This window comes from Pseudomonas sp. OST1909 (assembly GCF_015277575.1).
GTDB classification, from domain to species: domain Bacteria; phylum Pseudomonadota; class Gammaproteobacteria; order Pseudomonadales; family Pseudomonadaceae; genus Aquipseudomonas; species Aquipseudomonas synxantha_A.
In genome coordinates, this window is record NZ_CP063780.1 from 3,966,284 (window position 1) to 3,990,820 (window position 24,537).

15 protein-coding genes and 1 tRNA gene are annotated in these 24,537 nt (G+C 58.7%); 2 read left to right on the forward strand and 14 right to left on the reverse strand.

The annotated features are described in order from the left end of the window. Positions 1-4: 4 nt before the first annotated feature. Genes IH404_RS17090 through IH404_RS17105 form a run of 4 tightly spaced genes read right to left on the reverse strand, consistent with a single transcriptional unit; the run spans position 5 to position 3,870 of the window. Positions 5-805: a carbohydrate ABC transporter permease gene (locus tag IH404_RS17090; RefSeq protein WP_005789022.1), complete on the reverse strand. Its 801-nt coding sequence runs from the start codon at positions 803-805 to the stop codon at positions 5-7. Positions 806-815: 10 nt separating this feature from the next. Further along, positions 816-1,682 carry a sugar ABC transporter permease gene (locus tag IH404_RS17095; protein ID WP_005789024.1) on the reverse strand — a complete coding sequence of 289 codons (867 nt, stop codon included), beginning with the start codon at positions 1,680-1,682 and terminating at the stop codon, positions 816-818. Continuing rightward, positions 1,679-2,776, reverse strand: a complete 1,098-nt coding sequence (locus IH404_RS17100) for an ABC transporter ATP-binding protein (protein WP_194438556.1) — start codon at positions 2,774-2,776, stop codon at positions 1,679-1,681. The genes IH404_RS17095 and IH404_RS17100 overlap by 4 nt, the downstream gene beginning before the upstream one ends. Then, on the reverse strand, positions 2,776-3,870 hold the full coding sequence (locus tag IH404_RS17105) for an ABC transporter ATP-binding protein (protein WP_057703149.1): 1,095 nt from the start codon (positions 3,868-3,870) through the stop codon (positions 2,776-2,778). Before IH404_RS17105 ends, IH404_RS17100 begins: the two co-directional genes overlap by 1 nt. A 377-nt stretch (positions 3,871-4,247) precedes the next feature. On the opposite strand from IH404_RS17105, the gene IH404_RS17110 reads away from it, so the two are divergent. Further along, positions 4,248-6,062: a sigma-54-dependent Fis family transcriptional regulator gene (locus tag IH404_RS17110; RefSeq protein ID WP_005789029.1), complete on the forward strand. Its 1,815-nt coding sequence runs from the start codon at positions 4,248-4,250 to the stop codon at positions 6,060-6,062. A 1-nt stretch (position 6,063) separates the two neighbouring features. Here the strand turns inward: IH404_RS17110 and IH404_RS17115 are convergent, their stop codons facing one another. The 6 genes from IH404_RS17115 to IH404_RS17140 form a co-directional block, all read right to left on the reverse strand. Next, positions 6,064-8,181, reverse strand: coding sequence for a TonB-dependent receptor (locus IH404_RS17115; RefSeq protein ID WP_194438558.1), 2,118 nt, complete (start codon positions 8,179-8,181; stop codon positions 6,064-6,066). Between the two features lie 135 nt (positions 8,182-8,316). After that, positions 8,317-8,586, reverse strand: coding sequence for a hypothetical protein (locus IH404_RS17120; protein WP_050989042.1), 270 nt, complete (start codon positions 8,584-8,586; stop codon positions 8,317-8,319). 132 nt (positions 8,587-8,718) lie between these two features. Beyond that, a complete protein-coding gene (locus IH404_RS17125; RefSeq protein WP_194438560.1) occupies positions 8,719-9,459 on the reverse strand; it encodes a hypothetical protein in 741 nt (246 codons plus the stop codon). A 605-nt stretch (positions 9,460-10,064) separates the two neighbouring features. Further along, on the reverse strand, positions 10,065-11,273 hold the full coding sequence (locus IH404_RS17130; RefSeq protein WP_005789037.1) for an MFS transporter: 1,209 nt from the start codon (positions 11,271-11,273) through the stop codon (positions 10,065-10,067). 149 nt (positions 11,274-11,422) lie between these two features. Further along, positions 11,423-20,557: a non-ribosomal peptide synthetase gene (locus tag IH404_RS17135; RefSeq protein ID WP_194438562.1), complete on the reverse strand. Its 9,135-nt coding sequence runs from the start codon at positions 20,555-20,557 to the stop codon at positions 11,423-11,425. 556 nt (positions 20,558-21,113) lie between these two features. After that, positions 21,114-21,204, reverse strand: a tRNA-Ser gene (locus tag IH404_RS17140). Positions 21,205-21,356: 152 nt separating this feature from the next. Between IH404_RS17140 and IH404_RS17145 the strand changes: the two genes are divergently transcribed. Continuing rightward, positions 21,357-22,028 (forward strand): Bax inhibitor-1/YccA family protein, encoded by a 672-nt coding sequence (locus tag IH404_RS17145; RefSeq protein ID WP_194438563.1) that lies wholly within the window; start codon positions 21,357-21,359, stop codon positions 22,026-22,028. Between the two features lie 69 nt (positions 22,029-22,097). Here IH404_RS17145 and murB read toward each other — a convergent pair whose 3' ends face one another. The 4 genes from murB to IH404_RS17165 are packed head-to-tail and all read right to left on the reverse strand — an operon-like array spanning position 22,098 to position 24,524. After that, positions 22,098-23,117 (reverse strand): UDP-N-acetylmuramate dehydrogenase, encoded by a 1,020-nt coding sequence (gene murB, locus IH404_RS17150; protein WP_005789043.1) that lies wholly within the window; start codon positions 23,115-23,117, stop codon positions 22,098-22,100. Continuing rightward, entirely contained in the window at positions 23,114-23,578 is a 465-nt protein-coding gene (locus tag IH404_RS17155) for a low molecular weight protein-tyrosine-phosphatase (RefSeq protein ID WP_005789044.1), read from the reverse strand. Before IH404_RS17155 ends, murB begins: the two co-directional genes overlap by 4 nt. Further along, a complete protein-coding gene (kdsB, locus tag IH404_RS17160; RefSeq protein ID WP_005789046.1) occupies positions 23,578-24,342 on the reverse strand; it encodes a 3-deoxy-manno-octulosonate cytidylyltransferase in 765 nt (254 codons plus the stop codon). The genes IH404_RS17155 and kdsB overlap by 1 nt, the downstream gene beginning before the upstream one ends. Next, the gene (locus IH404_RS17165) at positions 24,339-24,524 is read right to left on the reverse strand and encodes a Trm112 family protein (RefSeq protein WP_003174668.1); all 186 of its coding nucleotides are present in this window, start codon (positions 24,522-24,524) and stop codon (positions 24,339-24,341) included. The genes kdsB and IH404_RS17165 overlap by 4 nt, the downstream gene beginning before the upstream one ends. Positions 24,525-24,537 lie beyond the last annotated feature (13 nt).

Sequence of the window (24,537 nt, forward strand, 5' to 3'; positions counted from 1 at the left end):
TCCTCTAGACCCGGCCCAGGGCGAAGCCCTTGGCCACGTGGTTGCGAACAAACCAGATCACCAGCATGCCCGGCAGGATCGTCAACACCCCCGCCGCTGCCAGCACGCCCCAGTCAATGCCCGAGGCCGAGACCGTACGGGTCATCACCGCCGCGATGGGCTTGGCGTTGACTGAGGTCAAGGTGCGCGCCAACAGCAGCTCGACCCAGGAAAACATAAAGCAGAAAAACGCCGTGACGCCGATGCCGGAGCCAATCAGCGGGATAAAAATCTTCACAAAGAACTTGGGAAAACTATAGCCATCGATGTAGGCGGTTTCGTCGATTTCCTTGGGCACGCCGGACATGAAGCCTTCAAGGATCCACACCGCCAACGGCACGTTGAACAGGCAGTGAGCCAGGGCCACGGCGATGTGCGTATCGAACAGGCCGATGGAGGAATACAGCTGGAAAAACGGCAGCAGAAACACCGCCGGCGGCGCCATGCGGTTGGTCAGCAGCCAGAAGAACAGGTGCTTGTCACCCAGGAAGCGGTAGCGCGAGAACGCATAGGCTGCCGGCAGCGCCACGCTCAGAGAGATCACCGTGTTCAGGCTCACGTAGTACAGCGAGTTGAGGTAGCCGGTGTACCAGCTTGGGTCGGTGAAGATCACCTTGTAGTTGGCCAGGGTGAACTCCTGGGGAAACAGGGTCAGGCCGCCGAGGATTTCGGTGTTGCTCTTGAACGACATGTTCAACAGCCAGTAGATCGGCACCAGCAGGAACAGGATATAAATCAGTAACGGAATAAGCTTGCGCTTGCTCATGTTGGCGGCCTCAGCGGTTGGCGTCGGAATGGGTCATGGCGGTGTAGAACAGCCAGGACACCAACAGGATGATCAGGAAGTACACCAGGGAAAACGCCGCCGCCGGGCCCAGGTCGAATTGGCCTACGGCCATCTGGGTGAGCGTCTGACTCAAGAAGGTGGTGGCGTTCCCCGGCCCGCCGCCAGTGAGGACGAAGGGCTCGGTGTAGATCATGAAACTGTCCATGAACCGCAGCATCACCGCGATCAGCAACACGCTTTTCATCTTCGGCAATTGAATATGCCGGAACACCGCCCAGGCCGAGGCCCGATCAATCCGTGCGGCCTGGTAGTACACATCGGGAATTGCGCGCAAGCCGGAGTAGCACAGCAGCGCCACCAATGAGGTCCAGTGCCATACGTCCATCACCAGCACGGTGACCCAGGCGTCCATGGTGTTAGCCGCATAGTTGTAGCTGATGCCCATGGCGTTGAGGGTCGAACCCAGCAGGCCGATGTCGGCACGGCCAAAGATCTGCCAGATGGTGCCGACCACGTTCCATGGAATCAGCAGCGGAATGGCGAGGATAATCAGCACCAGTGATGACCAGCGTCCTTTGGTCGGCATGGTCAAGGCGATGGCGATGCCCAGCGGGATTTCAATCAGCAGCACACAGGCCGAGTAGATGAACTGGCGCAGCAACGAGTCGTGCAGGCGCGGATCGAGCAGCACCTGCTTGTACCAGTCGGCCCCGACGAAGTAGCGGCTGGACTGGTCGAAAATATCCTGCACCGAGTAATTGACCACGGTCATCATCGGGATCACCGCACTGAACGCCACCAGCAGGAACACCGGCAACACCAGCCACCAGGCCTTGTTGTTCTGCACCTTGTTCATGGCGCCACCTCCAGCAGGTAATCGTCGGCGTAAAGCATCAGCCATTGCGCGGGGAAGCTGATGGACGCCCTGCCCTCCGGCACCGGTTTGTCTTCGGCCAGGCGCACTTTGAGCGTGGCGCCGTCGAGGTTGAGGGTCATGATCTTGTAGGTGCCCAGGTCTTCCACATGCATGACGTCGGCTTGCAGGGCGTCAGGGTTGTGGTCATCCCATACATGGATAAATTCCGGGCGGATGCCGACCTGGAGCTTTTTGTAATCGGTAGCATTGATGCGTTGCTGCAACGCCTGCGACAGCGGCAGAAAGGTATTGGCAAACCCCACACCACCCGCCCTGGCCTGCACCTCGATCAGATTCATCCCTGGGCTGCCGATGAAATAGCCGACAAAGGTATGACTCGGCCGCTCGAACAATTCACGCGGGGTGCCGAACTGCACAATCTGCCCGCCGTACATCACCGCGATCTTGTCGGCGAAAGTGGAGGCTTCCAGTTGGTCATGGGTGACGTAGACCATGGTGATATTGAACTGCTCATGGATCTGCTTGAGCTTGCGCCGCAGTTTCCATTTCAGATGCGGGTCGATCACCGTCAGCGGCTCGTCGAACAGGATCGCCGACACGTCATCACGCACCAGACCACGGCCCATGGAGACTTTCTGTTTTTCGTCGGCGGTGAGGTTGCGGGCCTTTTTGCTCAGCAGGGTTTGCAGGTCCAGCACTTCGGCAATTTCCTGCACCTTGCTGTGAATTTTCGCCTCGGCCATGCCCTGGTTTCGCAGCGGGAAGGCCAGGTTATCGAACACTGTCATGGTGTCGTACACCACCGGGAATTGGAACACCTGGGCAATGTTGCGTTTCTCCGGCGTGAGGTCGTTGACCACCTGGGTATCGAACAGCACCTGGCCCTCAGAGGGGCTGAGCAGGCCGGAGATGATATTGAGCAGCGTGGATTTGCCGCAGCCCGACGGCCCGAGCAACGCGTACGCACCGCCCTGCTCCCACACATGGTTCATTTCCCGAATGGCGTAGTCCTCAGGCCCTTTTGGCGTGGGGCTATAGCTATGGGCAAGGTTACGCAAATGGATCTCGGCCATCAGGCAACCCTCGCGACACGGCGCCCGGGGGCCTGGACCAAACGGCCCTGGCCATCGAACACAAACAGTTTATGGGTGGGGATATACACGCGGATCGGCGCGTCCACATCGTACTCATGCACCCCCGGCAAGTGCAGCACCAGCAGGAAGTGCTCGCTGCGCACATGCAGGAAGGTTTCCGAGCCGCTGATCTCGGCGACTTCCACGGTCACCGCCAGCTCCAGGTCATCGTCATTGCTCGGTACCAGGCTGATATGGCTGGGACGCACGCCGAAACGGAACTCGCCCTCACCGATGGGGCGCAGGTCGACGTTGAGTGGGAAATGCACGAAATTGGCGAAGCTCACTTCGTTGCCGCTGATGCGCCCTGGCATCAGGTTGATCGGCGGTTCGGAGAACAGCTCGGCGGCCAGCACGGTTTGCGGCTGGTGATAGACCTCGGCGGCCTTGCCGCTCTGGATCACCCGGCCTTCGTGAAGAATGGTGGTGGTGCCACCCAGGGCCAGAGCCTCGTTGGGTTCGGTGGTGGCGTAAATGGCGATGGTGTGGCGCGCCTTGAACAGTTCGCGCATTTCCTGACGCAGCTCTTCGCGCAGTTTGTAGTCCAGGTTGACCAGGGGCTCATCGAACAGAATCAGTTCGGCGTCTTTGACCAGGGCGCGGGCCATGGCGGTGCGCTGCTGCTGGCCACCGGACAGTTCCAGCGGGTGGCGTTGCAGGAACTTCTCGATGCGCAGCATCCTGGCGGTTTCCAGCACCTTGCTCTGGATCAGCTCGTTGGACACACCGGCCTGGCGCAACGGCGAGGCGATGTTCTCGAATACGGTCATGGTGGGATAGTTGATGAACTGCTGGTAGACCATCGACACATTGCGCAGGCGTACCGGCTTTTGCGTAACGTCTACGCCGTTCATCAGGATGCGCCCGCTGTCGGGCTTGTCCAGACCGGCCATCAGGCGCATCAGACTGGTTTTGCCGGACAGGGTGCGACCGAGCAAGACGTTGAAAGAGCCGGCTTCAAAACGCAGGTTGGCGTCGTCGATCCAGGTTTGGCCGTCGACAACGCGGGAGACATGTTCCAGGGTCAATGACATGACACGACCTTTTTATTATTGGAATGAATCTGGCCAGGTGTCAGAGCGAGTTTCGTGCCAAAACTGCAAGCGCTTGATGCATAAGGAAATGGGTTAATCGGGATGTTCAGGAGTGAACAAAGTGGCTGAACAACTGAACACTTTCGGGGTTGACAATGAACAGTTCTGAACAACACTGTTCGAACCCGGTTCAAGCCTCACATAGGACAAATGTGGGAGGGGGCTTGCCCCCGATGGCGAAGTGTCAGCCAGCATTTCTGTCACTGATATACCGCTATCGGGAGCAAGTCGAATCGTCGCACCGCCCCTCCCACACTTGAACCCATTTCAATGGTTGAATGTGCACATCCAATAACAATAAAAATGAAGGTCGCACCATGGCCGAACCACTGGCACACGACACCCTTATCCAGGAATCCTGGCGACGTTGCCGCGCCTTCGGCCTGGACCACCAGAGCACGCCAAGCTTTGACCAACTGCCCGCCGAAGGCATCAGTCAACTCCTGGAAAGCCAGCATTCACTGGTGCAGACCACGCACCAGGAAGTACTGCCCTACTATGAAAACATCCTCAGCAACTCCAACTGCCTGATCATGCTGGCTGACAATCAGGGCCAGGTGCTGACGTCGTGGGGCACCCAGCGGTTTATCGAACCCAAGCTGGCCCGTGGCTTCAGCCCCGGCGCCAGCTGGATGGAACGTGCCAGCGGCACCAATGCCATCGGCACCGCGCTGGCCTGCGCCCAGGCCGTGCATATCGAGCACGATGAGCACTTCCTCAAGGCCAACCGTTTCATGACCGGTTCGGCGGCGCCTATCTTCGACGCCCAGCGCGAAATCATCGCGGTGCTGGATGTATCCAGCGACAGCTACCTGCCGCCCTCCCATACCCTGGGCATGGTCAAAATGATGAGTCAGACCGTGGAAAACCGGCTGATCCTCAACCTGTTCCGCGGCGAACATTTCCAACTGACCTTCAACACCGGCTTGAGCAACCTCGACAGCCAGTGGGCCGGCCTGCTGATCTTTGATGAAAGTGGCCAGGTACTATCAGCCAATCGACGTGCGGATAACCTGCTGGGCATCAGCCTGTCTCGGGTGATGATCGACAGTCTGTTCAAGGTGTCTTTACTGGAGTTGCTCAACCAGCCCGAAGGGTTGCCCTTTGCGTTGCAGGCGGCTGGGCGCAACCGCTTCCAGTGCCTGTTGAAGCGCCCCAGGCAAATGCCGGTGCAGGCCCGGGTGTTCAGCCAACCGCCGCCAGCGCCGACCTCGATCAACCTCAAGACCCTGCATTTTGGCGATGTGCGCATGGAGAAAGCGGTGCGCCAGGCCGAACGTCTGCTGGAAAAGGACATTCCATTGCTGATTCACGGCGAGACCGGGGTGGGCAAAGAGGTGTTCGTCAAAGCCCTGCATCAGGCCAGCTCGCGCAGCCGACAGGCATTGATCGCTGTGAACTGTGCGGCGATTCCGGCTGAGCTGGTGGAATCGGAACTGTTCGGCTACGAAAAAGGCGCCTTCACCGGCGCCAATCAGAAAGGCAGCATTGGCCTGATTCGCAAGGCGGACAAGGGCACGCTGTTTCTCGACGAGATCGGTGATATGCCCTTGCCGACCCAGGCCCGCCTGTTGCGGGTGTTGCAGGAGCGCTGTGTGCAACCGGTGGGCAGCAGTGAGGTGTTCCCGGTGGATTTGCGCATCATCTCGGCGACCAACCGCGCACTGCGCGAGTTGGTGCAGGCCGGGCGCTTTCGCGAGGATTTGTACTACCGCATCGGTGGCCTGACCCTGGAGTTGCCGCCATTGCGCGAGCGCACCGACAAGCAAGCGTTGTTCCAGCAACTGTGGCAGCAACATCGCGAGCCGAACCAGTGGGCCGGGCTGAGTGCCGAGGTGCTGGGGTTATTCGAGCAACATCCGTGGCCGGGCAATTTGCGTCAGGTGAGCAGCGTGTTGCAGGTGGCGCTGGCGATGGCCGAGGAGCAGCCGATCCGCGCAGAACATCTGCCCGATGATTTTTTTACCGATTTGAAGCAAACGGCGCCGCTGCCCACTTGCGAGCGCCTGGATGAAAACCTTGACCTCAACCAACGCCTGCAAGCCGTGGGCGGCAATATTTCCCACCTTGCGCGGGAGTTGGGAGTGAGCCGCAACACCCTGTACAAGCGCCTGCGCCAACACGAAGGTTGATTTAACGCCAGCTCCACGACACGCCGGTGTAGATACCACGCCCATCGGCAGGGGTAGAACGTGCTGCGTCCACGCCTTTGTCGTCGTACCCCGGCGTAACGGTATTGGCATAGCGACGGTTGGTCAGGTTGCGCAGATCGACCCAGGCTTGCCAGTCTTGCTTGGGCGCGTCATAGCCGAACGTGGCGCCGAGGGTGGTGTAGGCCGCGGCGTAGTAGGAATTGGCGTAGTCCACCGCTACCCGCGAGGCATGTTCGGTGTTGAGGCTGGTGTAGAAACCCGTCGGGTGGCTGTAGCGCACCTGCGCCTGATAGTAATGCTTGGGGATGCCGGGCAAAGTGTTGTCGCCGAAACGGTCATCGTCACGGTAGTGGAAATCGCTGAAGGTATAGGCCTGGCGCAGGTCGAGCTTGCCGTTGCGGCCGCCGTCCCATAGCGGGCTGAGCAGGCTCAGTTCCACGCCCTGGTGCACGGTGGGGCTGGCGTTGGATTCGGCGATGATCGCGCTGCTGTTGGCAGTCTGGGCCTGGGTTTCCACGGAAAGCAGTTCGTGGCGTACTTCAGAGCGGTAGAGGGCCAGGTCCCACTGGCCGAGCCACGCTTCGCCGCGCCCGCCGATTTCCAGGGTGGTGGCGGTCTGATTGCGTAACTTCACACCTTCGCGCTGTAGCCCCGTGGCCGCGCCGTTGCCCGGACCGAAGTATTTGTTGGAACCCCAGATCATCGACCAGGCGTGCGGCGGCTCTACCGAGCGGCTCAGGTTGGCGTATACCTGCAATTGCGGGGTGAAGTCGTAACGCAGGCCGATGCGCGGTGCGTAGTCCCAGTCATGTTGACTGAGCGGCGCCTGGCCATCGGGGTAAGTCACCTGGGTTTCGCGGCGGGTGTAGATCGCGGCAAGGCCGGTGGTGAGCCACAGATCCTCCAGCAGTTCCAGCTCATTGCCGACATGCAGCACGGTGTCGGAGCCCAGGTAGCTGTAGTCGCGGGTTTTGGTCCCGGGCGCGTAGATTGCGGTGTTGCCTGCGGGGATGCGTACATATTCCGACGCGCCATTATTGGGCATCGCCTGGGTGGTACGCAGGCCGACGGTGGTTTTGCTGGCATGGCCGAACAGGCTGTCCTGACGGATGTAGTTCAGGGTGCCGCTGATATCGGTGTAGGCGACCTTGAGGCGGTTGGTGCCCTCGCGCAGATCCATCGGGTAGTCGTGATAGGCCAGCCCGACTTCCACTCGGGCGTTGTCGTCCAGTTGCAAGGTGGTCTTGTTGGCGATCCAGGTAGAGCCCGGTTGCAGGCGTTTTGAATCGCGGGCGGCGTTGAGGCTGTTGGCGGCACGCGGGTCATGGCTGATCTGGTAGCGCGTGAGCTTGCCGGGGGAATCGTTGGTGGTTTCGCGGTAGCGCAGGTAGAAGCGCGTTTCCAGATCCGGGTTGAAGCGGTAGCCAAAGTTGGCGGCGATGCCCTTGCCGGTTCCGGCGCTCTGGTGCTGGTAGCCGTCGGACTCGGAGTCGGTGAGGCTGATGTAGTAATCGGCATCGCCCAACACCTGGCCGGAACTGACCTCCCGCTGGGCATAGCCGCGGCTACCGACCTCATAGCGCACTTGCAGCTTGGGCGCGTCGTAGCCGGTGTGGGTCACGTAATTGACCGAACCACCCAGGGCCAACGCGCCCTGATCGAAGCCATTGGCGCCCCGCAGCACTTCCACGCGGCTTTGCCACAACGGGTCCTTGAGCTCATAAGGTGTACCGCCCGGGCCCGTGAGCGGCAGACCGTCGAACATTTCATACAGGCCGGACGCGTGGGCACCCGGGCTGCGATTCAGGCCCGAACCGCGAATGGACAGCTTCACGCCTTCGTTATTCGCCGCCTTGGCGTACACCCCGGCCTGGTACTTGAACACATCTTCGTTACTGCTCACCCGCCCCTGTTGCACGCTGCTCATATCGATGTAATTGCTGCCGCCGGGCACGCGTTGTAGCTGTGCCTGGGCGATTTCGCCGGCACTGGCTTCAGTGGTGGTGACTTCAACTGGCGCCAGTTGCAGGCCTTCGGCCTGTACCAGCGAGCTGAGAGTCAGGGCGGCAAAAAGAAAGGGCGGGTGGCGCAGCAGCATTGGGGCGGGTCCTTGGAATTACGGAACGTGGCAGGCCAGGCCCACCACGCGAACAGTGATGGGAAGGCAGGCACGCCCGTCAGGTCACGCCTTATTGACGAACCATGGCACCGGCAAAACAGTACCGGGCAGGTTTCAGCCGTCCGGCTCCGCCAATTCCCGCATCAGATCATCCGCATCGGAACCCGGCGCAAAGCGGAAACCGTACATTTCATCGGTAGCCAGAATCTCGCCCAGGGCATCCAGTAACTGGGCTTGCGAGGGTGAGTTGCGCAGCAGCGTGTGCGCCGGCAACAGCAACTCGGCAGAGACGCCTTGAGCAGTCGCGGCGTCGATCACCGCGAACAGGATAAACCGCAAACGTATTTCGCGATCCGTGGGCCAAACCGTTTTTCGTTTACCCAAGGGAGGGCCTCGTGTTTAAGAAAAATCCGAGGCTATTGCTCGCAGGCAAGGGTTTCAAGCAGCGAGAGGCAAGATAGGCACCTTCCTACAGCAGAAAGGGAAACACCCCACTGATTGTTCGATGGATGCGCCTCACTGCACCGGCAGGAAGTTCATCAGCAATAAACTTTGCGCGTAATTGAGGCCAATGCGTCGGTAACGCTCATCAAGGATTTGGGTAAGCAAGTCCAGGCGCGCAACGATCTTGCCAAACTCAACGGCAAAACTGAGGTTACTGCCCTCCTCCGATATTTCATTGGAGAACAACAGCAATACACCGTTGGCATCCTGGCGCTGGCTGAGCAGCCAGGTGGCCTTTTCGATATTGCGCGCCGCATTGCTGACAAACTGGGGGTTAATCGAGTCGGTCACATAAAACTGCGTACGCCCGCCGTGGGCGGTCACGAGCATGCTGCCAATCGCATAGATGAACGCGCCGACGCGGTCGCCGCGAAAGTCGGGGCTCAGGGAGTAGCTCAGGGCGGCCAGATCACGCCGGTCTCCCAGTGCGGGCAAGGGTTGACGGTTTTCGATGGCCTGGCGAATGACCCGAGCGGCGCTCACCGCATCCGGATAGCCCGACTGACGCCACTGGCTGGGGTTGCGCAGGTAAAGCTTGCTCATCAGCAGGTAGAGGCTTTGCAGGTTGTCGCGCATCCCCAGGGTGGCCATGCGATCGACACTGGTCTGGAAGAACTCATCGGGCTTGCCATCGCTGAATTGCCTGGCGATATCGCGGCCTTGTTGCTGGCTGCAACCCACTGCGCAGAGCGCGAGCAGCGTAGCCAGCAACAGCGGCCATAGAGAGGTAAAAACAGTTGACGTTCGATCCATCGGCACCGGGTCTGATTCTGTGGGCCACGTGCGGGAGTCGAGTGGCCGGGACAGGGGTAGATCAGCAAAATGGAAAAAAGTGCAGCGGTGCGGGTCAGATAAGCATAGGACTACAGGCGCTGATCTGACCCGGCACTTGATGGCCGGATGCGCTAAAGCACTATCGTGGCAAGCATCCCCAAGGCGCCCAGGCAAAACCCGACCAACGCGCCGCGCCCAGGCGCTTCATGAAACAGCGACCAAACCACCACAGGCTCAAGCAGCAACAAGGACGTGACCGAAACCACGGTGACAATCCAGATATCACCCACCGCCCTGTGACGCTGGCAAACAAAAGTTGCGTCAGCGGCAACTACAATCCCCCAGGCGCAGGTGGATACCAACAACCAGCACCAACAGAACGTGAACAAGGCTGCGGATGCGATCAATGCGATTGGCGGCCTGTTCAAATAACCCGAGACAAAGCCCCGGATTTACGGGGCTTTTGGCGCCTTGCTGCAAAGGTCTGCCGCACGCACACGGCCCATGCTAACTAAGCGCCGTGTCCAGAAATATCATCACCGCAAGGCCCAATATCAACCAGCGTACGGGCGGCATTCATATCATCACTGGAAGTTCAACTCTGTGCAAACCACAGGCGTAGTGCGAAGTGTACGCAGCCCCAAAAGCACAACCACAACCATGAGCAAGCCCGCGACAATCGCCACACCAAATCCTGCCTGTGCGCCATAGATGTCAATTACCAACCCCGCCAACACGCCACCGAGCGCGACACCGATACTGATGCCTGTAGTCATCCATGTAAGCCCCTCAGTGATCCGGGATGGTGGAACAATGATCGTACCAAGATTCATGACAACTACCATTGTTGGCGCGAAGGACATTCCGGCCACAAACAGCATTGCACTAAGGATGTAGACGTTCGGTGAAAGAATAGGCAACACGGAAGTGACCGCCGTTATCAACACTCCGATGAAAAATTGCTTTTCAATCGGCAAAGAGATTCTCAGTGCACCGAATGTGAGGCCCGCGATCATTGAACCAAGCGCATAGGCCGCCAGGATGAAGCTGGCGGAGGCAGGCCAGCCCTGCGCGTTGGCGAAGGCAACAACCGCCACGTCGACCGATCCGCCGATTACACCCATTGCCAAAAGTGCCAGCACAATGGTGCGGACGCCGGGGATAAGCAGAGTCGAGCTTGCGTTACGCCTGATGCCCACGACTACTTTCGGTTCAGTCTGGCGCTGCATGAGAAAAGCGGTAACGCCGACGATCAGCAACAGCACCGCGACAAGCGGTCCGGCTTCGGCAAAAAAACTCACGCTCAAACCAATGGCAAGGGGCGGGCCGACGATAAAGGCAAGTTCGGTCAGAACCGTGTCTAGAGAGAAGGCCGTATGTAACTGCGGCTTGCCACGGAAAAGCTGTGTCCAGCGGGCTCTGATCATCGCAGGCATGCTCGGCATCGTGCCTGCCAACGCTGCCAGAACGAATAGCAGTGAGGCTGGGGCACTCATGTAGACGGCGAGTATCAACGCCAATAACATACCAATACTGAAAGCCGTCACGTAGGGTAGAACCCGACGTTGGCCGCGCTGATCCACAAGTTTCGAGATTTGCGGACCAATCAGGGCATTCGCCAGAGTGAATGTACCGGCCACCGAACCCGCCAGCCAGTAAAGCCCTGTCTGCTGCACCAGCATGGTAATGATGCCGATGCCGATCATTGCCTGCGGCAGGCGGGCAATGGAGCTCGCTACGACTAATCCCATGACGCCCGGGGTAGTCAAAAGTTCGCGATAGGGATTCGCCATGATTGCTCCTTTTCATAAGGTAATGCTGATGAACGCGCCGCCGCATGTGACACATGCGGATTCGGCCTTCATCAACACTGATGGGTTATTTGCTCGTGCATGCAAGTGGGCAGCGGCGCGCCCACTCGCGTGTAGAGGGGCGAAAAGCGCTACAACAGCGCTCGATTCAAGGCGGCGGCCAAATGCGTGCGATTATTGAAGTCCTCCATCATCGAGACGTGCCCGCCTGGAATCGCAACCGAACTGATCGCCCAGTCAGGCAACAGCTCGCGCCACCCGCCCACCCTGCCAACCTGCGATAAAGCACCGGCCTCTGGTTCAGTCGCGAAAAAATGATGGAGATTGACCGGTAACGGCGCGGGTTTGTAGGCACGGGCAATCTGCGAAAAATGATAAATGCCGTGCCATTTGGCTGTTTCCAGCGCAACGTCTGCATTGACATCATAGCCACCCAAATCCTGGGCCTTTGTGATCAGCTCGGATATCTCCTGCCCTTCATCCAGCACATCGAACTTGTATCGCTCCGATTCCGAGGCAACCGCTTTCACATGCTCAATAAAGTAGCGTCTGATGCCATGGTTTTTATAGGGCAACTTATGCGGAGCAGGAACATCGATGAAACCTAGAAACTCAATGCTGGCCCCCTTTGCTGTCAGCGCTTGGGCGATGGCATAGGCGAGAATCCCACCAGAAGAATACCCGGCAATGCGATACGGCCCTTCAGGCTGTATCGCCTGCATAAGCGGAATCATCCTTTCGGCCATATTTTCCAATGAGTGCGGCAAAGGATCACCGATAGCAGCCCACGGCAATGCGTAGACCGGACAGCTGGAGCGGATTTGCTGGGCAAGCGAAACAGCATACGAATAATCGGCTAACCCCGAGGGCACGAAAAACACCGGGCACTCAGCCCCGCCCGCGCGCACGGTAATTACCCCGACCTGCGGAACGGGCACAGGAGACTGTGCGATCTGAACGGCAAGGTTGGCCAATCGAGGGTGTTGAAAAATATCGCCAAGCGAGCATTCCAAACCATAATTTCTGATCTTCTGCATCATCTGAACAGCCATGAGCGAATGACCGCCGAGTGCGAAGAAGTTGTCCTGTCGACCGATGCGCTCAAGTCCAAGCAAGCCTGACCAAAGTGCTGCCAGGATAGTCTCCGTCTCACCTCGCGGCGACTCATACGCCGCGTGGGCAAAGGCCTCATCTCCAGGAGCAGGCAAGGCCCGCCGGTCAAGCTTGCCATTGGGGGTCAGCGGCAAACATTCAATCAACACAAAGGCTGACGGCACCATGTAGTCGGGTAGGCGCTCACTTAAATAATCTCTCAGTCGTCCTGCTATCGGCAGATTCGCGTCCGTGGCGGCATCAGGGATGCAGATATCATCTTTGGAGACCGCCGGCTGCGTCACTACATATGCGATCAGGCGTTTGTCCAGGTCCACACCTTGCACGTCCACCACCGCCTCGCGGATGGAAGGGTGCGTGGCCAGCCTGGCAGCGATTTCACCCGGCTCGATCCGCAAGCCGCGAATCTTGACCTGGTCGTCATTACGTCCCAAAAACACCAGATTTCCATTGGCCTGGTAACGAGCCAAGTCACCTGTCCTATACATACGCGCGTCGGGAGTAGCGGAAAAAGGATCAGGCAAGAAACGCTCATTCGTCAGTTCGACCAGGTTCAGATACCCACGCGCAACTCCCCTACCTCCAATGTAAATCTCACCGACCGCTCCCAGTGGAACAGGCGTGCCGTCGCCATCCAGAAGGTAAATGCAGGCGTTAGAAATCGAGCGGCCTATAGGAACCGGATCAACGTCATCCAAGGAACAATGATGGACCGCCGCCCAGACCGTCGCCTCAGTCGGGCCATATTCATTGAACAACTCAACCGCCGGAAAGGCTGAAGCCACCTCCTGGACCAACTGCCCAGGACAGGCTTCACCCGCCACTATCACCTGACGCAATTGTGCATATCCACTTTGGGCGACTTGTGCAAGGACCAGTCTTGCCAGTGACGGCACCAGCAGCAAGGACGTGACTTCATTTTCAATCAAAACGCGGCTGATGATGCGGGGATCTACGACCGCATCGCTACCGGGCACACACAAGGCACCTCCGGTTGTTAACGTTCCGAAAATGCCTGCTACCGAACTGTCGAACGCCATGGATGACAGCAGTAAGAACACATCGCCAATGCCTGACTTATAGAACGTAGTCCTTGCCAGTGTGGATGAGACCAACCCACGATGCTCGATCATGACGCCCTTGGGGTTACCGGTCGAACCCGAGGTATAAATCAGATACGCCAGATGGCGGGATGTGAGGCCGCGGATCTGCAGATTGGCATCCGCTCGTGCCGGTATTTCATTGGGATCAAGCACGGTGTAAGACATTAAAGCCTCACCTAGCGCTTGCCGCCCGGCCGTATCGGCCAGCACCAATAGAGGTGCCGTGTCGTCAAGAATGTATGCCAGACGATCTGCCGGATAAGCCGGATCAAGCGGCACATAGGCGCCGCCCGACTTCAGGATCGCCATGAGCCCCACAATCATGGCCATGGAACGCTCGACACAAATAGCCACTCGCTGGTCTGGCCCCACACCCAGTTCAACCAGCCGCAGTGCAAGCTGATTAGCTCTGGTATTGAGTTGCGCGTAACTGAGCGTCTTGCCTTCACAGATCAGCGCTGTCGCCTGCGGGGTGCGGGCAACCTGCGCCTCGAACACATGATGAATACACAGCTTTTGCAGGGAAGATGCGGGCGTCGGGTTCCACGTCTGGAGCAGCAATGTCTGTTCAGCCGCTGGCAGAATATTCAGCTGTCGAACCGGGCGCTGCGGCGAGTGCTCCAGGCTCTGAGCCAAGCTGTCCAATGCCTGCTCCATATAGGCACATACACGAACGGAATCGAATGGCGCCACCACTTGCGTCGTCAACCCCAACGAGTGACCGAAATCTTCGACAGACAACGTAAACGGGTAATTGGTCCGCTCCTGCTCACTCAAGAACTCAGCGCCCTTGATTTGCCCCATGGTCTGAACAATGTTGTCCGAGCCCGCCAGGTCATTGTGCCGGTAATTGAGCAAGGCGCTGAACAACGGCGTGCCCGTGGCGACCCCACTGCACCGTTGCGCCAGCGCCAGCGAGGCATGTTCGTGGGCGAGCAAAGCTGCCAGGCGGGCATGTGCCTGCTGGACGCTTTGGGCGGTACCCATGCCACCTGAGTCAAATCGGATCGGCAGCGTGTTGATGAACATGCCCATAGCTCGATCTGAGCCATGACCGGCTTGCATGCGCCCAAACAGCACCGTACCAAACACAACCTTTTCCTGGCCGCTGGTGCGCGCCAGTACTTGGGCAAAGGCCACGTGACACAGGCTGGCCAGACTCACGTTCAACCGCTTCGCCTGAGCCCGCAACCGTTCATTGAGATCGGCAGACACCCTGCGATAGGTCTGGCTCACCTGTGCGCCGTCCAGATGCACCTGTGCCAGCCCAAAGGGCAGCGTCGGCGCCTCTATGTCAGTCAGCATGGACCTGAAGAAAGCTTCATGCTCGGCCACGCTTTTACCTGACCGTACCTGACCTATCAGGTTGCGGAACGGTTGAGGCGAAGGTAATTGCTCACTACGTTCAGCGAGGAAAGCCTGTACCTCGTGATAAAAAAACTGCAATGACGAAGCGTCGTCGATTAAGTGATGCTGCAGTTGCACCAGGATGAACCGGTCTGCGCCAGGGTCATGCGCAACGATAAAGCGCAGTACGGGCGCCTGCGTCAGGTTGATCCGATGCCGGCAGGAATCAAAACGTTGCGAAAGCTGATCGGTAACAGAACCATTTGCCGGATCGAGCACCACATCGACGACCGAGAGAGGAGCCTGGCGCCATACAACTTGCGCTGCACGGGACAACCCGTCCCAAACAAAGGCTGTGCGCAGAATGTCGTGACGGTCTACAACCTGCTGAACCGCGCACAGATACCACTCCAGTGTTTCACGATCAGCAAAGGCCATCTGGGCAACCAGCAAGTAGGGGTCACCCTCCTTCGCCAACAGGTGATGAAAGAGGATGCCATCCTGCATGGGTGAGAGCGCATAGATATCCTGGATATTGGCCACACCCCCAGGAACCTGTGAAACGATCAGGTCGATGTCCACTTGGCTGAGATCTATCAGCGGCAACAGGTCGGGCGTGATAATACGTGTTTCAGGCCTGATTAGATTGGGTGGCACCACCTCCTCGCAGTGTTGACCAAGCTTTCCAGCCAGTACTGACAATACCGGCGTCTGAAACAAATCCCGCACAGCCAGGCTCAAGTTCTCACGGCGTAACCGCTCGATCAATCGCACCGCCAAGAGTGAATGCCCGCCAAGGGCAAAGAAATTGTCATGACGACCGACTTTTTCGACCCCAAGCAACTCTGACCAAATCCAGGCAAGTGTGACCTCAATCGCACCCAACGGCGCCTCGTAGCGTGCATGCGCAAAGGCGTCGTCCTCTGGAGCCGGCAACGCTCGCCGGTCCAGCTTGCCGTTGCCCGTCAGCGGCAAACTGTCCATTCGCACGAAGGCGGACGGCACCATGTAATCGGGCAAACGGTCGCTCAGGTAATCACGCAGCGTGCCCGCCAAAGCCAAGCCGGCCTCGCCAGTAACTTGCAGAGGCTGGATGTCTGAATTCGCGACGACGTAGGCGACCAACCTCTTGTCGGCAGCCTCACCTTGCGCGACCACCGCCGCTTCGCGAAGGGCCGGATGCTCAGCCAATCGGGCGGCAATTTCACCCAATTCAATCCGGAAACCGCGAATCTTGACCTGATCATCATTGCGCCCCAGGAACACCAGGTTCCCGTTCGCAAGATAACGAGCCAAATCCCCCGACCTGTACATCCTCGCAGCGGACTCCTCCGTAAAAGGGTCGCGCAGGAAGCGTTCAGCCGTCAGTTCGGGGCGGTTTAGATAACCACGCGCGACGCCGGCACCGCCGATGTACATTTCACCCGTAGCGCCCATCGGAACAGGCTGGCCAAAGGCGTCGAGAAGATAGAGTTTCAAGTCCGGAAGACGCTGGCCGATCACGCTTTCGTCTTGTCGCGCATCGGCTGAGGTCAGAGGGTAGTAAGAGACATGGACCGTGGTTTCCGTAATCCCATACATGTTCACCAGTTGCGGGCCAGAGTCGCCACGTTGGCCATACCATTCGCGCAGAGTCGAGGGCTGCAGCGCTTCGCCGCCAAATATGACATAGCGCAGCCGGTCCGACGATGGCTGTGCATACTTCATCAAAGCAGTAAATGCGCTCGGGGTCTGGTTAAGAACGGTGATGCCCTGCTCGCAAATCAACTGGTAGAACGCTTGCGCGGAGCGGGTTGTCGCATGTGGCACCAACACCAGTATGCCTCCATGACGGAGGGCGCCCCACAGTTCCCACACCGAGAAGTCGAAAGCAAAAGAGTGGAAGAGGCACCAGACATCACTGGCCTCGAAAGCAAAATCGGCGCGTGTCGTGTCAAACAGGCGTACCACCTGAGCATGTTCGATCATCACCCCTTTGGGTTGCCCGGTTGAACCCGACGTGTAGATGATGTAGGCGAGGTTCTCGGGGGTAAGGCCAGCAACCCTTGGGTCAGCATCCGCTTCGACTGCCCCTTGTGCATGAACCTCGTTGGGATCGAGTACGGTTCGGCCCTGCAACGCGTCACCGAGTGCCTGGCACCCGGCCGCATCGGCCAGCACCAGCACCGGAGCGGTATCACCTAGAATGAACGACAGTCTCTCGCCCGAATATTCCGGGTCGAGCGGCACGTAGGCGCCCCCGGCCTTCAGAATCGCCAGCAGGCCGACAACCATTGCCACAGAGCGCTCGACACAGATCGCCACACGCTGGTCAGGCCCTACGCCCAAGGCAATCAGCCGGTGCGCCAACCGATTGGCCCTGACATTGAGGTCACCGTAGCTGACCGACTTGCCCTCAAAGACCAGCGCCGTAGCTTCAAAATTGAGCGCAGCCTGCTCCTCGAACAGCTGGTGAATACACTGATGCGCAGGGTGGACTTCATCCATCGAATTCCATGTCTTGAGCAACAAGGTGCGCTCAGATGGGTCAAGCAGGTCTATTTTTGCGACGGTCTGGCTCGCATCCTGTGTCATCGCCCCAAGGACATTCTTCAGATATCCAACGTGACGTTCAATTGTGGCCGCGTCGAACAATGCCGTCGCATAGCCAAGAGCACCCACGATTTGGTCGCCGATCTCGGCAAGGTTCAACTCCAGATCGAACCGGGCTACTGCGTAGGAAGAACCCACCGGGCTGGCTTCCAGGCCGGGCAAAGCCCATTGGCCTGCATCGTAGTTCTGCCAGGCGAACACCACTTGAAACAATGGCGTATGACTCAATCGTCTAGGCGGCTGGATTATCTCCACCACTTGTTCGAACGGCAGGTCCTGATGGTCCTGGGCCTGGTGTGCTCGCTCGCGCACTCGCGCAGTCAACTCGGCAACGCTCGGGGCGCCGCCAAGATCAACCCGCAGCGCCAATGTGTTGACAAAGAGACCGATCAGCGACTCGATGTCACTATGGCCCCGGTTGGCACTTGGCACACCAATCACAATATCTTCCTGCCCTGACAGACGTGACAGCACGGCCGACCAAGCCACCAGCACTGCCATAAATAGCGTTACGCCTTGCTCCTGGCAGAAATGCTTAAGGGCAATTGTGAGCTCTGCGCTGAACTCGATCGGCACCGAGGCGCCGACAAGGGATTGTTGCTCGGGCCGACCCCGGTCCGTTGGCAGGTCGAGTAGGGTTGGCGCATCGGCCAGCGTCTTTTTCCAGTACGTGGCCTGTTGGTTCAAGCGCTCACCGGTCAGCCATTGCCGCTGCCAGGCGGCATAGTCCGGATACTGGATAGGCAGCGCCAGCAACGGATTGGTCTGATGTTTGCTGAAGGCCGTGTAGAGTGCGCTCAGTTCAGGCAACAGGATACCGAGCGACCAGCCATCCGAAACGATGTGATGTTGCGTAAGCAGCAATACGTGCTCTTCACCGCAGGCGGTGCCAGGCACATGGATCAGGCAAGCCCTGATCAAAGGGCCTGCAGCGAGATCAAAGGGTTCACAAGCCTCTTGGGTACAAAGCTCTGCAAGCTTTGCTTCCTGGTCGGGCCCGACCAGTTCAATCGTGCGTAATGGCAGACCGTCGCCGCTGCCCAGCAGGCGCACCTCGACCTCGCCCGCTTGGGTGACGAAGACCGACCGCAATGCATCATGACGCGACCACAGTGTATTAAGGGCTTGCTGCAGAACCTTCACATCCAACTGGCCGCGCAATCTCAGCGCCAGGGGGATGTGATAGGCGTCGCTGATGTTACTGTCCAGTTGCGCCAGAAACCACAACCGCTGCTGCGCGAAAGACAACGGCAGGGGCTGCGTACGATGCAGGGGCTGAATCGCTGCGCACGCCCCGGCACCTGCGTCTCGTCGGGCGTCGACAGCCGATGCCACAGCCTGGAGCGTTGGCGAGGTAAACAAGGATGCAAGGGGCAGTTCCGCCCCGGCGGCGGCAATACGATTGACCAGCCGCACGGCCATGAGCGAATGGCCTCCGAGGGCAAAAAAGTTGTCCTGACGACCGACTTGCTCAACGCCCAGCAGCTGCGACCAGATTCCGGCAAGGAGGATCTCTGTCGCGCCAAGTGGCGCCTCGTAGGTTTCACGCGCATAAGCGCTCTCCTGCGGGGCAGGCAAGGCCTTACGATCAAGCTTGCCATTGGCCGTCAACGGGAAGCTGTCCATCCGCACAAAGGCAGACGGCACCATATACTCGGGTAAACGGTTGTTCAGGTATTCACGTAGCACGCCCGCCAACGCCAGGCCGGAGTCCGAAACCTCGGACTGCGTCAACACATAAGCGACCAGGCGCTTGTCGACCTCCTCGCCTCGCGCCACCACCACCGCCTCACGGACGCCAGGGTGCTCGGCCAACTTAGCTGCAATTTCACCCAGTTCGATGCGAAAGCCGCGGATCTTCACCTGATCGTCGTTACGTCCCAGGAACGCCAGATTGCCGTCTGGCAGATAACGCGCCAGATCCCCCGACCGGTACATCCGCGCCTTGGGTTCGCCCGAGAAGCGATCATGCAGGAAGCGTTCTGCCGTCAGCTCTGGCCGGTTCAGATAGCCGCGTGCCACACCAGCGCCAGCGACATAGATTTCTCCCACTTCCCCTGCGGGTACGGGCTGGCCGTGCGCATCCAGAAGGTAGAGGCTCAGATCCGGCAGACATTGACCGATCACGCTGTGGGCTTGTTGCGCATCCAAAGGTGTCAGCGGATAAAAAGTGACGTGAACCGTGGTTTCAGTGATTCCATACATGTTTATCAGTTGCGGGCCAGACGCTCCCCGCGCGCCGTACCAGTCGCGCAAGATCCCCGGCTGCAAAGCTTCGCCGCCGAAAATGACATAACGCAATCGGTCCGATGACGGTTGCGTGTATTCCATCAAGGCGCTGAAGGCGCTCGGGGTCTGATTCAGGACGGTGACACCCTGCTCACAAATAAGCTGGTAAAACGCTTTCGGTGTACGAGTGACAGCATGCGAAACCAGCACCAACGTGCCACCATAACGAAGGGCGCCCCACAGTTCCCAGACCGAGAAGTCAAAAGCGAATGAGTGGAAAAGGCACCAGATATCACGGTCGTCAAAACCGAAGGATCGATGTGTGGTGTCGAACAGACGCACCACCTGAGCATGTTCGACCATGACGCCCTTGGGCTGTCCGGTTGAGCCAGAGGTGTAGATGATATAGGCAAGGTTGTGGGGGGTGAGGCCGACCACTTGAGGGTTGGCGTGCGCTTCAACAAAGCTATCGCCAGGATCGAGGACGGTATACGCCTGTAAAGCGTCCCCGAGCGCATGGCAACCGGCCGCGTCAGCGAGCACCAGAACCGGCGCCGTATCACCCAGAATGAACGCTAGCCGCTCCCCCGAACTTTCGGGATCAAGAGGCACATAGGCGCCGCCCGCCTTCAGGATCGCCATCAGGCCTACAACCATCGCCGGGGAACGCTCAACACAGATCGCCACACGCTGGTCAGGCCCGACGCCCGATCCGATCAGTCGATGCGCCAACCGATTAGCCCTGACGTTAAGTTCGTCATAGCTAAGCACTTCGCCCTCAAAGACCAGCGCCCTTGTCTCGGGACAGCGCGCAACGTTTGCCTCAAATAGCGTGTGAATACATACATGAACAGAATCTTCAGACGTAACCAGGTCGTGCATCCTTGCCTCCAGAAGTGAACTAACTCACTTCTAACGATTGATTGCACCTCCATCAGGTAAGTGCAAGTCCATGAAAAAGCTTCGCCCGCCCCTAGCGGCCAATTGCCTCAATCCATTCAAGGCAACGTACTGATCATTTGAACTAACCAGGGTCTTTCGTATAAGTCAGGCTCGGCAGCAGCCCAAGATTTGCAGGCTTCTCATGCAGACCGCAGGTAAAAATCAGATTATTTTACCACCATGACAAAAAGGTCCATGGACTGATAAATCTGGACATTCATGTGTCTGCGTTAGAGATAAAAAGCAATCCTTCAGCAAGATGATTGAGGCAGATTTTAAGCTGCGAAGCCCTGCAAGGCTCAGAGTCTACCCCTGATACTTCGAAGTCAACATCGATCTAAAACCGATCCTTCATACCCCGCCTCAGCGTTTTGGCCTTGCTCGCCAACGAGGTGATGCTGGCCGTTTACCCCCCTGAAAGCCCCAAAAAATCAATGCAAAAAACGCAGACAAAAAAAATCCCGCGGGCGTTAACTCGCGGGATTTTTCTCGTGTTTGGCGGGAAACCAGGGATTCGAACCCTGGGAACGCTATTAACGTTCGCCGGTTTTCAAGACCGGTGCATTCAACCACTCTGCCAATTTCCCTTGTGCATCACAGGATTATAGTAGCTCATCCCGTGTCAGCGGGCGCCATAATACCCGAATGAAACACACTGTCAAACTCTCTGCATCGCTTGTTACAGAGCGTCTGTTATGATCTTTGCGACTGAACGTTTCAAAACTGAAGGAGTGTCGCCATGCGCGAACAGAATTACGCAGTGAATGGCAACGCGCAGGCTGAGCAGCTTGAAGTCAGCCGCGTGTTGCGCAATACGTACGGCTTGCTCGCCTTGACGCTCGCATTCAGCGGCGTGATGGCGTATGTGGCCCAACAGATGCGCGTTGGTTATCCGAATATCTTTGTCGTGCTGATCGGCTTCTATGGTCTGTTCTTCCTGACCAACAAGCTGCGCGATTCGGCCTGGGGCCTGGTGTCGGCGTTTGTCTTGACCGGTTTCATGGGCTTTATCCTCGGCCCGATCCTCAACCGTTACCTCGGCATGGCCGGCGGTGCGGAAGTGGTCAGTTCGGCGTTTGCCATGACGGCGCTGGTATTTGGTGGCCTGTCGGCCTACGTGCTGATCAGCCGTAAGGACATGAGCTTCCTGGGTGGTTTCATCACCGCAGGCTTCTTCGTGTTGCTGGCGGCGGTGGTGGCCAGCATGTTCTTCCAGATCAGCGGTCTGCAACTGGCGATCAGCGCAGGTTTTGTGCTGTTTTCCTCGGTGTGCATCCTGTTCCAGACCAGCGCCATCATCCACGGTGGTGAGCGTAACTACATCATGGCCACCATCAGCCTGTATGTATCGATCTACAACCTGTTCATCAGCCTGTTGCAGATCTTCGGCATCATGAGCCGCGACGACTGATCAGCCAGCGCAATAAAAAATGCCCCGTATCGCAAGATACGGGGCATTTTCATTTCCAGGCCTGAAAGATCAGTACTGGTTGGGTTCCATCTCCAGCTCGACCTTGAAACGCTTGAAGATATCCTGCTGGATACGTAGCGCCAGGTTGGCAATCTCGCGCCCTGTGGCTGCGCCGTAGTTGACCAGCACCAGGGCCTGCAGCTTATGCACGCCCGCATCGCCGTCACGAAAGCCCTTCCAGCCTGCCTTGTCGATCAGCCAGCCGGCGGCGAGTTTCATTTGCCCGTCGGCCTGAGGGTATGCGACCAAGTCCGGGTATTGGCTTTGCAGTTCGGCAGCGAGGGCCTGGGACACCAGTGGGTTCTTGAAGAAGCTGCCGGCATTGCCCAACTCTGCCGGGTCCGGCAGTTTCTCGCGGCGAATGCTGCAAATCGCCCGGCTCACATCGCTTGGTGTAGCGTGGGTGATGCCCTGCGCGGTCAGGCGCTGTTGCACCGGGCCGTAGTCGAGTTTCAGGTGAGTGGTGCGGCTGAGGGCAAAGCGTACCCGCAGGATCAACCACCGCCCGACTTCATGCTTGAACAGGCTGTCACGGTAAGCAAAGTTGCACTCGTCCAGGCTGAAATCCCGCAGTTCGCCTGTCTGGCGATCCAGGGCGGTGAGGCCGGCGAAGACATCCTTGATCTCCACGCCATAGGCCCCGATGTTCTGCATGGGTGCGGCGCCGACGGTGCCGGGGATCAGGCTGAGGTTTTCCAGGCCGCAGAAGCCGTGCTCAAGGGTCCACAGGACGAACGGGTGCCAAGCTTCGCCCGCTTCGGCTTCGACCACCACGTGCACGCCATCGTCGTGCAGCACGCGAATGCCTTCTGTTGCCATGCGCAACACCAGCGCCGGGACATCCTGGGTCAACAGCAAATTGCTGCCGCCACCGATCACCAGCAACGGTACCGCGTGTGCAGCGGCATAGGCGATGGCCTCGCGAACCTCGGCATCGCTGTGGGCCTCGGCAAATAATTGAGCGCGCACATCAATGCCAAAGCTGTTGAATGGCTTGAGCGATACCTGCGCAAGCACTTGCAAGGTCATAACCGCCCCTTCAATTCGATCACCAATAAATCACAGGCGCGCTCGATCAGGTCCAGGACCCGCTCGAAACCTTGTTCACCTTCGTAGTAAGGGTCTGGCACTTCGTCCACTTCGCCGTCAAAGCGGCGCAGGAACAAGTCCAGTTCCGCCTTGCCCTGCCCCGGCTGCATGGCCTTGAGGTTGCGCAGGTTGCTGTGGTCCATGGCCAGGATCAGGTCATAGCGCGCAAAGTCGGCGCGGGAAACCTGCTGGGCACGCTGGAATGACAGGTCGTAACCACGCCCCAGTGCCGCACGCTGGCTGCGCTGGTCCGGCGGGTTGCCGATATGCCATTCACCGGTGCCGGCAGACGCCACCTCGATCTGGCCGGCCAAGCCCGCCTCGCGCAATTTATGGCGCAGGACGCCTTCAGCGGTTGGCGAGCGGCAGATATTGCCCAGGCATACAAACAGAACTTCCATCAGGCGCCCAGCAGGCGACGGACGCGTTCGAGATCTTCCTGAGTGTCGACGCCCGCCGGCGGCGCTTCCAACGCATCGCCCACATGGATGCGCACGCCGTGCCACAGGGCGCGCAGTTGCTCCAGGGATTCGGTGTTTTCCAGCCAGCACGGGCCCCAGCTGACAAAATCATGCAGGAAACCGGCGCGGTAGGCGTAGATGCCGATATGGCGGCGATACGGCACGCCTTCCGGCAACACGTCGCGACTCCTGGCAAAGGCATCCCGCGCCCACGGCAAGGTGGAGCGACTGAAGGTCAGTGCCAGGCCGTTGATGTCGCTGACCACTTTCACCACGTTCGGGTTGAACAGCGTCTCGATATCTTCGATCGGTTCGGCCAAGGTCGCCATACGCGCCTCGCCATGGGCCGCGAGGTTGGCGGCGACCTGGTCGATGACACCCGGCGGTATCAATGGCTCGTCACCTTGCACGTTGACCACGATGGCGTCGGGCGCCAGGCCAAGCTTGGTCGCCACCTCGGCCAGACGATCAGTGCCGGAGTTATGGTCTTCGCGGGTCAGGACCGCTTCGGCACCGAACCCTTTGCACGCCTCGATGATACGCGGGTCATCGGTGGCCACCACTACCCGCTCGGCGCTGCTCTTGCACGCTTGTTCCCACACCAGCTGGATCATCGGCTTGGCGCCGATCAGTTGCAGCGGTTTGCCCGGCAGGCGCGTCGAGGCATAGCGCGAGGGGATGACGACGGTAAAGGCGGTGGTCATTTATCCAGGCGCTCATCGGTGGTCAGGGTACGGGCTTCGCTTTCAAGCATCACCGGGATGCCGTCACGGATCGGGTAAGCCAGGCCGGCACCTTTGCTGATCAGCTCGGTTTTGTCGGCGCTGAGCTTGAGCGGGCCTTTGCAGATCGGGCAAGCGAGGATGTCGAGCAGTTTGGTGTCCATGAGTGATTCCTGG

Excerpts from the sequence above, each read along its gene's own strand:
- IH404_RS17115 (WP_194438558.1), bottom strand. The coding sequence starts at position 8,181 with ATGCTGCTGCGCCACCCGCCCTTTCTTTTTGCCGCCCTGACTCTCAGC.
- IH404_RS17100 (WP_194438556.1), bottom strand. The coding sequence starts at position 2,776 with ATGGCCGAGATCCATTTGCGTAACCTTGCCCATAGCTATAGCCCCACG.
- IH404_RS17090 (WP_005789022.1), bottom strand. The coding sequence starts at position 805 with ATGAGCAAGCGCAAGCTTATTCCGTTACTGATTTATATCCTGTTCCTG.
- IH404_RS17165 (WP_003174668.1), bottom strand. The coding sequence starts at position 24,524 with ATGGACACCAAACTGCTCGACATCCTCGCTTGCCCGATCTGCAAAGGC.
- IH404_RS17110 (WP_005789029.1), top strand. The coding sequence starts at position 4,248 with ATGGCCGAACCACTGGCACACGACACCCTTATCCAGGAATCCTGGCGA.
- IH404_RS17095 (WP_005789024.1), bottom strand. The coding sequence starts at position 1,682 with ATGAACAAGGTGCAGAACAACAAGGCCTGGTGGCTGGTGTTGCCGGTG.
- IH404_RS17125 (WP_194438560.1), bottom strand. The coding sequence starts at position 9,459 with ATGGATCGAACGTCAACTGTTTTTACCTCTCTATGGCCGCTGTTGCTG.
- IH404_RS17135 (WP_194438562.1), bottom strand. The coding sequence starts at position 20,557 with ATGCACGACCTGGTTACGTCTGAAGATTCTGTTCATGTATGTATTCAC.
- IH404_RS17155 (WP_005789044.1), bottom strand. The coding sequence starts at position 23,578 with ATGGAAGTTCTGTTTGTATGCCTGGGCAATATCTGCCGCTCGCCAACC.
- IH404_RS17130 (WP_005789037.1), bottom strand. The coding sequence starts at position 11,273 with ATGGCGAATCCCTATCGCGAACTTTTGACTACCCCGGGCGTCATGGGA.
- IH404_RS17145 (WP_194438563.1), top strand. The coding sequence starts at position 21,357 with ATGCGCGAACAGAATTACGCAGTGAATGGCAACGCGCAGGCTGAGCAG.
- IH404_RS17105 (WP_057703149.1), bottom strand. The coding sequence starts at position 3,870 with ATGTCATTGACCCTGGAACATGTCTCCCGCGTTGTCGACGGCCAAACC.
- kdsB (WP_005789046.1), bottom strand. The coding sequence starts at position 24,342 with ATGACCACCGCCTTTACCGTCGTCATCCCCTCGCGCTATGCCTCGACG.
- murB (WP_005789043.1), bottom strand. The coding sequence starts at position 23,117 with ATGACCTTGCAAGTGCTTGCGCAGGTATCGCTCAAGCCATTCAACAGC.